The sequence below is a fragment of the Winogradskyella sp. genome, assembly GCF_013042245.1.
Lineage (GTDB): Bacteria > Bacteroidota > Bacteroidia > Flavobacteriales > Flavobacteriaceae > Winogradskyella.
This window is the reverse complement of record NZ_JABDQL010000121.1, coordinates 1-4,712: the sequence shown is the minus strand read 5'-3', so window position 1 is coordinate 4,712 and position 4,712 is coordinate 1. Positions and strand designations below refer to the sequence as shown.

The following is a 4,712-nucleotide window of genomic DNA, read 5'->3' as shown; positions in this document are numbered from 1 at the left end:
TGAAAAATTGATAGCAAATTATGTTAAGGAACAAGGTGTTGAAAAGGATTATAAAAGTTTGAAAAAGAATAATCAATTGAAATTATTTTAATGCCTCGTGGGCTTGCCCCGAGGATTATTTACTTAAGTTTATAAATGCTTTACTAATTGCTGGTCTGCGCTGCATAGTAAGCACAGAGTTTGGACAAAAACCAAGAGTTTCGTTAAAGAATTCTGCCAATTCTTTGGTTTCTAAATCGTGCTCTGGAGATAACGGAGTTACTAATGCCATATTTGTTTTTTTTAAGTCGTATTTTTGAATGTACAAGATAACAGTTCTATAATAAACAAACTAAAACAAAATGGCTGATAAAATCACAACACATTGGAAAGGAGGATTGACCTTTGAATCAGATAATCCAAGCGGAAAATCGGTAGTAATGGATACTAATGTAGATGGTCAAGAGGAGCGTTTTGGCTTATCTCCTAAAGCCATGATGCTATCGTCATTAGCAGGATGTTCAGCGTTAGATGTCATTTCTATTTTAGATAAAATGAAATCACCAATAGATGATTTTAAAATTGAAGTTTCTGGAGAATTAACCGATGAGCATCCCAAGTATTACCATTCGGTAGCTATAGATTATCATTTTTATGGTTCGGATTTGGATAAAAAGAAATGCGAACGCGCGGTAGAATTATCTGTAGAAAAATACTGTGGTGTTATGGAAATGTTCCGTCAATTTGCTAAGATTGAAACTAACAACCATTTTCATATTGGTACAAAACGTAATACCTAAAATTATCCAATTACAATAATGCGTTGGACCATAAAACCAAAACCAGACTCCCAAAAAATAAAAGCTCTGCAAGAAGCTTTGAAGGTAGATGAAACCGTAGCAACTTTATTGTTACAACGCGGTATTGATACTTATGAAGCTGCGAAGACTTTTTTCAGACCAAGCTTTGACGATTTGCACGACCCATATTTAATGAAAGATATGGACAAAGCCATTGCTCGAATAGAAATTGCAATAGTCGAGGGTGAAAATATAATGGTTTATGGCGATTATGATGTAGATGGGACAACCTCTGTAGCTTTAATGTCTTCCTATTTAAAAACAAAAGCCGAAAATATTGCAACATATATTCCTGACCGTTATGATGAAGGTTATGGCGTGTCTTATAAAGGTATTGACTTTGCCGAAGACAATGGATTTAGTCTTATTATAGCCTTAGATTGTGGTGTAAAAGCTATTGAAAAAGTAGCCTATGCTAAAGAAAAAGGTATCGATTTTATTATTTGCGACCATCACAGACCAGGTGAAAAGCTTCCTGAAGCAGTTGCTGTTTTAGATCCAAAACGTAGTGACTGTGACTATCCATTTAAAGAACTTTGCGGTTGTGGTGTTGGTTTTAAATTAATTTCAGCGTTAGCTCAAAAAGAAGGTAAAACTCCAGAAGATTTAGTTGAATATTTAGACTTAGTAGCAACAGCTATTGGTGCGGATATCGTTCCTATTATTGGTGAGAATAGAGCATTAGCTTATTTTGGTTTACAGATTATAAATAGTAATCCCCGACCTGGGATGAAGGCGATTATTACTGAGGTTAAAAAGGATGAATTAACCATTACCGATGTGGTTTTTATTATAGCACCACGCATCAACGCGGCTGGTCGTATGAAACACGGAAACCATGCCGTAACCTTACTGACCGAAACTGATTTTAACCTCGCTGCAGAATATGCTGTAGATATTGACCAATACAACACTGATAGACGAGAAACAGACAAGCGTATTACAGAAGAAGCTTTAATTCAGATAGAAGAAAATAAAGAGCAAGAAGGTTTTACAACTGTGGTTTATCAAGAAGATTGGCACAAAGGCGTTATAGGCATTGTTGCTTCGAGGTTAACAGAAACTTATTACAGACCAACGTTAGTCTTTACAAAGAGTGGCGATAAGTTAGCGGCTTCAGCACGTTCTGTAAAAGGCTTCGACGTCTATAATGCACTTGAAGCATGCTCAGAGTATATAGAGCAATTTGGAGGACATAAATACGCCGCAGGATTAACATTATTGGCTGAAAATTACGAAGCATTTAAAGCAAAATTTGAGGCAGTAGTCAAAGAGACTATTGACCCTAAGCTGTTAACTCCAGAGCTAAAAGTAGACTTGGAGATTGGTCTCTATCAAATCGATGACAGATTAATGCGAATTGTAAACCAGTTTGCACCATTCGGTCCAGAAAATATGACGCCTGTTTTTATGTCACAAGGCATTAAAGATACGGGCTGGGGAAAATGTGTAGGTGAGTATAAAACCCATTTGCGATTTACTGCTAAACAAAGAGACAGCCAAGAAATTGTAGCAATTGGTTTTGGTATGGGAGAAAAATTAGATTTGATTACAAATAGTAAACCATTTTCGGCTGCTTATACCATTGACGAAAATCATTGGAATGGTAATGTGAGTCTACAATTAAAATTAAAGGATATTAAAGCTTAAATTTTGGCAAAAAACGACCCATACGCAGCATTACGGTTTAAAGAATTTAATGTTTTTTTATTACTGCGTTTTGCATTAGTATTTGGTTGGTCTATGCAGTTTGTTGTCATCGAGTGGCAAGTTTATACTCTAACTAAAGACCCTTTATCATTAGGAATAATTGGGCTTTGCGAGTTTTTACCAGCATTTTTTCTAGCGCCTTTTGCAGGGCATATTGTAGATAGAAAAGAAAAAAGAAACTTATTTGCGCTTTGCATTTCTCTTTTTTCTTTAATTAGTTTTGGTTTATTCTGGCTAACATCAACCCAAATAGAAGCTACTTGGCAAACCGACACGATACTCTACGGTATTTATGGATTGGTGTTTTTTGGAGGTGTGCTTAGAGCCTTTTTTGGGCCAACTATATTTTCATTGATAGCACTTATTGTTCCTAAAAAAGTATACCCTAATGCGGCGACATGGAGTAGCAGTACATGGAAAGGGGCTAATGTTTTTGGTGCTTTAGTTGGAGGGTTTTTAATAGCTTGGATTGGTGTACACCATACGCTTGGCTTTATTTTTTTATTGGTAATGATAGCCTTAGTATTGGTTTTTCAGATTGGTAAAAAGCCAATTTTAAATAAATTGACTACTGAGACTGTAAAAGAGAGTATAACTTCTGGATTGCGTTTTGTCTTCAATGATAAAGTAATTTTAGGCGCATTAACTCTAGATATGGTTGCCGTTTTATTTGGAGGAGCAGTAGCTATATTTGCCGTATTTGCAAAAGATATATTAGATGCCGGACCGAAAGGGTTTGGATTGTTAAACGCTGCTCTTTCATCAGGTAGCATAATTACGATGTTGGCGACGACTTATATTCCTATTACTAAAAACACAGGAAAAAAATTACTCATTTCGGTATTTGGCTTTGGAGTTTGTATGATAATTTTTGGCGCTTCAAAATTAATGTGGTTGAGTGTTTTAGCCTTGTTTTTCTCTGGTGTTTTCGATGGTATTTCTATGGTGGTTCGGCAAACTATACTTCAGCTTAAAACCCCAGATGATATGCGAGGACGCGTTGGTGCTGTAAACTCTATGTTTGTTGGGTCTTCTAATGAGCTAGGAGCTCTAGAGAGCGGAATAGCAGCACGTATTTTTGGTGCACCTTTAGCTGTGATGCTAGGAGGAACAGTGACCTTGATAATTGTTGGAATTATGGGCTTAAAGAATAAACCTTTAAGAGACCTAGACTTAACTGAAGATATCGAGGAACACGAAAAAGAATAAAAAAAGCACAGCTTATAAACTGTGCCTTTAGTGACTCTCAATATTTTATTTAATAATGAATTTTTCACCTAATAGGTTATAAAGCATAACTTTCTTTTTTGAATCCAATCCAGATGAAATATTAATAAATTTACTCCCATTAGTGGGATTTGGAAAAATGGTTAAACCAGCAGATAAAGAAAATAAATCTAGACTTAAGGTTTGAGCAAATCCAGAATTTAAATCATCAGGATAATCTGGAGAAACATTGTCATTACCATTGTTTCCGCTACTATCTTGAGTGTTCCAGTTGCTAACAACATTTGTAATTTGTAAGTCAAAAAATCAGCTAAACTACTAAAATTAGAAGCCCCAGTATATACGCCTATATCTGTGTCAGGTACTTGAATATCAAAGTTTATTATATACGCCGGGTTTAAACCAGTTGGTCAATCTGCAACATCATCAGATTGAAAAAGTCATACAGGCGTTACTAATATTTGATAAGCTGAACTTTGATAAATTATAATTTCTTCTCCAGATGTTGAAAGAGCAAATGAACCGCTTCCATCATAAACAACACTTCCAATATTTACTGTTGGTATGTTACACGTTTTGCTGCTAGAGCTATTGCCATCAATACGAATGTCTGTTAAACGGGGTATTGTTTCATACATAAAAACAAATTAATTGTTTTGAAAACTAACTTCACCAAAAAATGAGGGTGTTTAAAGTTTTTTTAGAATACTAATTTTCAAAATATTGTTCTAACAGAGATTGTATTGCAACATTTTGAAAAATTGGATTTAACTGAATATGCCGAGCAACACAAAAAAGAAGATTAGTATTTTTTGGCTATATTCTATAATATGACTTAAATAAGTTGTATTTTAGTAAAAACGAAAGTCATGATACCACAAAATTTCACAGAATACTTCAAAAGCCTCGAATTATTTGAGCGACAGGAAATAGTAA

The 4,712-nt window shown here is 34.9% G+C and carries 4 protein-coding genes and 1 pseudogene; 3 read left to right on the top strand and 2 right to left on the bottom strand.

The window, feature by feature from the left end:
* Positions 1 to 118 precede the first annotated feature (118 nt).
* Positions 119 to 271 (bottom strand): annotated as a pseudogene (locus tag HKP48_RS09565) (carboxymuconolactone decarboxylase family protein); the annotation flags it as partial.
* Between the two features lie 70 nt (positions 272 to 341).
* Between HKP48_RS09565 and HKP48_RS09560 the strand changes: the two are divergent.
* From HKP48_RS09560 to HKP48_RS09550, 3 genes are read left to right on the top strand one after another with little or no spacing between them, the layout of a single operon-like run.
* A complete protein-coding gene (locus HKP48_RS09560) occupies positions 342 to 779 on the top strand; it encodes an OsmC family protein (RefSeq protein WP_296345248.1) in 438 nt (145 codons plus the stop codon).
* An 18-nt stretch (positions 780 to 797) separates the two neighbouring features.
* On the top strand, positions 798 to 2,489 hold the full coding sequence (gene recJ, locus HKP48_RS09555; protein ID WP_296345247.1) for a single-stranded-DNA-specific exonuclease RecJ: 1,692 nt from the start codon (positions 798 to 800) through the stop codon (positions 2,487 to 2,489).
* Positions 2,490 to 2,492: 3 nt separating this feature from the next.
* Positions 2,493 to 3,758, top strand: coding sequence for an MFS transporter (locus tag HKP48_RS09550; protein ID WP_296345245.1), 1,266 nt, complete (start codon positions 2,493 to 2,495; stop codon positions 3,756 to 3,758).
* Between the two features lie 458 nt (positions 3,759 to 4,216).
* Here the strand turns inward: HKP48_RS09550 and HKP48_RS09545 are convergent, their stop codons facing one another.
* The gene (locus tag HKP48_RS09545) at positions 4,217 to 4,414 is read right to left on the bottom strand and encodes a hypothetical protein (protein WP_296345244.1); all 198 of its coding nucleotides are present in this window, start codon (positions 4,412 to 4,414) and stop codon (positions 4,217 to 4,219) included.
* Positions 4,415 to 4,712: the final 298 nt, after the last annotated feature.

What these genes read in the sequence shown, in the direction of transcription:
- recJ (WP_296345247.1), top strand. Translation starts at nt 798, where the DNA reads ATGCGTTGGACCATAAAACCAAAACCAGACTCCCAAAAAATAAAAGCT.
- HKP48_RS09545 (WP_296345244.1), bottom strand. Translation starts at nt 4,414, where the DNA reads ATGTATGAAACAATACCCCGTTTAACAGACATTCGTATTGATGGCAAT.
- HKP48_RS09560 (WP_296345248.1), top strand. Translation starts at nt 342, where the DNA reads ATGGCTGATAAAATCACAACACATTGGAAAGGAGGATTGACCTTTGAA.